The following is a 4323-nucleotide window of genomic DNA, read 5'->3' on the forward strand; positions in this document are numbered from 1 at the left end:
CGATGGCCGACTGGGCCGGCACCCGCACCGGCCTGTCCTACATCCCTCCGGGCTCGCCGTGGCGCAACGGGTACGTCGAGTCGTTCAACAGCCGGATCCGCGACGAGTGCCTCAACATCAACAGCTTCTACTCGCTGCTGCACGCACAGGTCATCATCGGCGACTGGAAGGACGAGTACAACCACCACCGCCGGCACTCCTCGCTCGGCTACCTAACCCCAGCCGAGTACGCTCGGCAGTGCACCCATCAAATGGAAACCGACGACTCACAGAACGTCCGGACCGAATGAAGGGGGCGGCTCACCCCGAGCTGTGCGCCGCGAACCCGGACGAGCCCTTCGACTACTTCCAGAAGGGGTACATGCTCCCGCAGGGCGACGAGGTGTTCAAGCACTACGTGGACCAGTGGCTGGCCATCGCGCTCAAGGACGGGACGTACGAAGGATTCGCGGAGCCGTGGGTCGGGGACGTGGAGCTGAGCCTGGAGGACTGAGCCGCAAGGGCGATCCCGTCCCCGCTGGGACGCCGCCCTTGTAGACGTCCGCGGTGGTGACGCGCTTCAGGTCTTCGAGTGCAGGAGTCGTCAGCCGGTGACCTCGAGCTCGAGGCCGAGCACCTCCATGACGGAGAGCACTGACTCCAGGGTGCTCTTGCCGGTGCCGCGCTCGATCTGGCGGACGGTCGCATCCGAGACTCCCGCCAGGTCTGCGAGCTGCTGCTGGGTCAGCAAAAGCTCTTTACGCATGGCGCGGACGCGGTCGCTGATCTTCATCAGCGCCGCGGCGGAGGAGACTGCGCGTGTGGTGGCCACAGCCCCAGCGTGGCAGATGAGCAGCTGAAATCCGAAGGATTCGTCGGAATCGGTGACGTTCGACTGCTGCGGTGACGAGTCGACATGGGAAACCGAAGAAGACTTCGGATTCGAGCCTCCAGAGGTCGGTCGAAAAGGTGCCGGCCTCCTCATCCGAAGAATTCTTCGGAACCCGGCTCTCAGGCATCAGGCGTGCGACTTCTCAGTGCCAGAATGAGGCCGACTGCCACACCGCCGTGCTCCGAAAGGCTCCGCCACCATGCCCTCTCCCCAGAACCTCTCGAACTTCGTGTGGGGGATCGCGGATCAGCTCCGGGGCGTGTTCAAGCCGAATCAGTACGGCACGCTCGTCCTTCCGCTCACCATCCTGCGCCGCATGGAGGCGGTCATGGCCCCGCACCGGCTCGTTCTCGCGGGATCCCTCGTAGTGATCGAACAGGCTTGGCGGGATGGTCTCGACGGCGGCGAGTACTGACTCGATATCGTCCGGGGTGGGGGTGCGAGAAATCACGAGATGACCCCCTTCGCAGGGCTGCGAGCAGTATCCCTCCAGCCGCGGGCTCTGAAGTGCGGCTGTGGCAGGTGGAAGTGGCCGTTCACCCTTCCGACGCGGAAACGCGACATGAGCATTCCTGCTCGACTCTCACATGTCCTCGGCGTGTCGCTCAATGGGTGCGTTGCTGTGCACAATATGCAGTTGAGGGCCTTCTCACCCTTCCTCGACAGACTCTCACTGGCACCCATTTCAGCCGCAAGAGCGCTTGGTTCGAGGCTCGCACATCAGTCACGGAGAGTTTTCTTATGCGCGCTCAGCGACTCCTCCTCTTCCTGCCCCTCCTGCTCGTGGCCACCGGCTGTTCCGGTCAGGAGGGACCGGGGCCGTCTAGCTGTTGTGGGTCATGAGGTTCTTGACATGGGTACCGGGCTGAGATGAGAAGAGTGGGCCTCTCCCGCAGGATGGAAGTTCCTACACCACCCACCTGCCCGAAAAGACCCACTCATGACTCACGCTAACGCACCCCTGACCCCCACCGGCCGACTCAGGATGGTCCACCGCCACCTGCACGACGGGATCCCGCAGGCACACGTGGCCGCCGAGTTCCGGGTGAGCCGGCCCACGGTGGCCACCTGGGTCGCCCGCTACCGCGCCCAGGGAGAAGCCGGCCTTCAGGACCTGCCCAGCCGGCCGCACCGTTCACCTGCCCAGCTCGATCCGGTCTTGGTCGCCCAGATCCACGCCCTGCGGCGGGAGCGCAAGTGGTCCGCACGGCGCATCCATCACTACCTCGTCTCCGAGGGCCACCGGGTGTGTCTTCGTACCGTGGGACGGTGGCTGCACCGACTCGGGATCTCCCGCCTACGGGACCTGACCCCGGCCGGAGAAGACCTGCGCCAACGACCCCAGAAGATCACCGCGAGAGGGCCGGGGCACATGGTGCACCTGGATGTGAAGAAGATCGGGAAGATCCCTGACGGGGGCGGCTGGCGTGCTCACGGACGTGACAGTGAAGCAGGCCGTGCTTCCAAGCGCGGGCCTGGCCGGCGGGTCGGCTACACCTATCTGCACTCGGCGATCGACGGGTTCACCCGGCTGGCCTACACCGAGGCGTTGGAGGACGAGAAGGCGGTGACCACGATCGGGTTCTTCTGCCGGGCGAGGGCGTTCTTCGCCGCCCACGGCATCACCGTGGACCGGGTGATCACGGACAACGGCAACAACTACCGGGCTGCGGACTTCACCGCGAAGGTGGTCTCGCTCGGGGGCCGGCACCACCGGATCCGCCCCTACACCCCGCGCCATAACGGGAAGGTCGAGCGGTACAACCGGCTGATGGTCGATGAGGTCATCTACGCCCGCCCCTACACCTCAGAGCAGGCTCGGCGTGAGGCCCTGGCGGTGTGGGTGAACCACTACAACTACCATCGGCCTCATACCTCCTGCGGAGACGCCCCGCCGACCTCGTTGGCACCGGCCCGAGTCAACAACGTCATGCCCTCCTACACCTAGGGCATGTCTGACAATCGTTTGGACCATGCGATCACAGCATTCAGCACCACAGCGGACCGGTAGACGATCGCGTACTTGTCATACCGGGTCGCCAGACCCCGCCACTGCTTCAGGTGCGCGTACTGACGCTCGATGACGTTGCGGCCCTTGTAGGCGTCCGCGTCGAGGCTGACGGGGCGCCCGCCGCGGGCACCGCGCCGTCTGCGGTGGCCCTGCTGGTCGGCCGGTTCGGGGATGACCGCTTTGATCCCACGGGCACGTAGGTGGGTGCGGATCGCCCGGGAGGAGTACGCCTTATCGCCCAGCACGGCCTCGGGGCGGGTCCGGGGCCGCCCTACTGGCCGGGTCACGCGCAGCTGCTCCAGAAGAGGAAGCAGCATCGGGGAGTCCCCTGCCTGGCCGGGGGTGATCAGGCTGACCAGCGTGTTGTGGGTCATGAGGTTCTTGCCACGGGGTACGGGCTGAGATGAGACGAGCGGGCCCCTGCCGCAGGATGGAAGTTCCTCAACAACCCACCTGCCAGAAGAGACCCGCTCATGACTCACGCTAACGCACCCCTGACCCCCACTGGCCGACTCAGGATGGTCCACCGCCACCTGCACGACGGGATCCCGCAGGCACACGTGGCAGCCGAGTTCCGGGTGAGCCGGCCCACGGTGGCCACCTGGGTCGCCCGCTACCGCGCCCAGGGAGAAGCCGGCCTTCAGGACCTGCCCAGCCGGCCGCACCGTTCACCTGCCCAGCTCGATCCGGTCTTGGTCGCCCAGATCCACGCCCTGCGGCGGGAGCGCAAGTGGTCCGCACGGCGCATCCATCACCACCTCGTCTCCGAGGGCCACCGGGTGTGTCTTCGTACCGTGGGACGGTGGCTGCACCGACTCGGGATCTCCCGCCTACGGGACCTGACCCCGGCCGGAGAAGACCTGCGCCAACGACCCCAGAAGATCACCGCGAGAGGGCCGGGGCACATGGTGCACCTGGATGTGAAGAAGATCGGGAAGATCCCTGACGGGGGCGGCTGGCGTGCTCACGGACGTGAAAGTGAAGCAGGCCGTGCTTCCAAGCGCGGGCCTGGCCGGCGGGTCGGCTACACCTATCTGCACTCGGCGATCGACGGGTTCACCCGGCTGGCCTACACCGAGGCGTTGGAGGACGAGCGGGCGGTGACCACGATCGGGTTCTTCTGCCGGGCGAGGGCGTTCTTCGCCGCCCACGGCATCACCGTGGACCGGGTGATCACGGACAACGGGAACAACTACCGGGCTGCGGACTTCACCGCGAAGGTGGTCTCGCTCGGGGGCCGGCACCACCGGATCCGACCCTACACCCCGCGCCACAACGGGAAGGTCGAACGCTACAACCGGCTGATGGTCGATGAGGTCCTCTACGCCCGCCCGTACTCCTCAGAGCAAGCTCGGCGTGAGGCCCTGGCGGTGTGGGTGAACCACTACAACTACCATCGGCCTCATACCTCCTGCGGAGACGCTCCTCCGGCCTCACTGGC

General features: G+C 66.2%; 6 protein-coding genes and 1 pseudogene. 5 read left to right on the forward strand and 2 right to left on the reverse strand.

From position 1 onward, the window contains the following. A partial coding sequence (locus J1M40_RS09965; RefSeq protein ID WP_206450558.1) for an integrase core domain-containing protein occupies positions 1 to 290 on the forward strand: 290 nt, incomplete at its 5' end. After that, on the forward strand, positions 287 to 493 hold the full coding sequence (locus tag J1M40_RS09970) for a hypothetical protein (RefSeq protein ID WP_241252218.1): 207 nt from the start codon (positions 287 to 289) through the stop codon (positions 491 to 493). The genes J1M40_RS09965 and J1M40_RS09970, both read left to right, overlap by 4 nt. A 90-nt stretch (positions 494 to 583) precedes the next feature. Here J1M40_RS09970 and J1M40_RS09975 read toward each other — a convergent pair whose 3' ends face one another. Further along, entirely contained in the window at positions 584 to 811 is a 228-nt protein-coding gene (locus tag J1M40_RS09975) for a helix-turn-helix domain-containing protein (RefSeq protein ID WP_342356901.1), read from the reverse strand. Positions 812 to 1070: 259 nt separating this feature from the next. On the opposite strand from J1M40_RS09975, the gene J1M40_RS09980 reads away from it, so the two are divergent. Together J1M40_RS09980 and J1M40_RS09985 are read left to right on the forward strand one after the other, a co-directional pair. Next, on the forward strand, positions 1071 to 1286 hold the full coding sequence (locus J1M40_RS09980) for a type I restriction-modification system subunit M N-terminal domain-containing protein (RefSeq protein ID WP_241252219.1): 216 nt from the start codon (positions 1071 to 1073) through the stop codon (positions 1284 to 1286). Positions 1287 to 1811: 525 nt separating this feature from the next. Further along, entirely contained in the window at positions 1812 to 2819 is a 1008-nt protein-coding gene (locus tag J1M40_RS09985) for an IS481 family transposase (RefSeq protein ID WP_206450761.1), read from the forward strand. Here J1M40_RS09985 and J1M40_RS09990 read toward each other — a convergent pair. After that, positions 2816 to 3241, reverse strand: a pseudogene (locus J1M40_RS09990) (transposase); the annotation flags it as partial. The gene J1M40_RS09985 and the pseudogene J1M40_RS09990 overlap by 4 nt on opposite strands. A gap of 114 nt (positions 3242 to 3355) precedes the next feature. Between J1M40_RS09990 and J1M40_RS09995 the strand changes: the two are divergent. Further along, positions 3356 to 4323, forward strand: a 968-nt coding sequence (locus tag J1M40_RS09995; RefSeq protein ID WP_206450762.1) for an IS481 family transposase, incomplete at its 3' end; no start/stop codon positions are given.

The organism is Micrococcus sp. KRD026 (assembly GCF_017168445.1).
In the GTDB taxonomy this organism is placed as follows: Bacteria; Actinomycetota; Actinomycetes; order Actinomycetales; family Micrococcaceae; genus Micrococcus; species Micrococcus luteus.